Origin of the sequence: Mesorhizobium sp. M4A.F.Ca.ET.050.02.1.1 (assembly GCF_003997725.1) — a bacterium.
In the GTDB taxonomy this organism is placed as follows: Bacteria; Pseudomonadota; Alphaproteobacteria; order Rhizobiales; family Rhizobiaceae; genus Mesorhizobium.
In genome coordinates this window covers 1-386 of the sequence record NZ_RZSG01001565.1, presented here as the reverse complement: position 1 = coordinate 386, position 386 = coordinate 1, and the positions used below count along the sequence as shown (strand labels likewise).

The 386-nt window shown below is 66.6% G+C and carries 1 pseudogene; it reads right to left on the bottom strand.

Annotation, left to right across the window (positions count from 1 at the left end):
- Window positions 1–11: 11 nt before the first annotated feature.
- Window positions 12–320 (bottom strand): annotated as a pseudogene (locus EOA33_RS38650) (CpaD family pilus assembly lipoprotein); the annotation flags it as partial.
- Window positions 321–386 lie beyond the last annotated feature (66 nt).

Genomic DNA, 386 nt, shown 5'->3' with positions numbered 1-386 from the left:
CGTCAGCGCTGGGCGGCGCTCTTGTCGTAGCCGTCGAGGAAGCCGAGCAGCGTATCGCGCTGGGAACCGGTCATGCCGCGGTCACCGGCGCCGACGGGAAGATCGATCTTCTGGTTTTTTTCAGCGATCACGATCGGATGGCTGGTGCGATAGTCGTCGGGGATGGCACCGACCGTAACGCTGTCGCGCTTCCAGCCGGCGCAGCCGGCAAGGGATGCGGCGAGCATGACCGCCAGGACCGGTGCGGCCGAGCGGCGGATCCGCTCGCGACCGGACCGTGCCGGCGCTGCGGTCCCGATGATCTTCGATGACTGGAACATGTCCGCTTCCCCGCTCACTTGTAGATGAAGCCGACAACGCCGTGATAGCGGCCGTTGGGCCTGTCG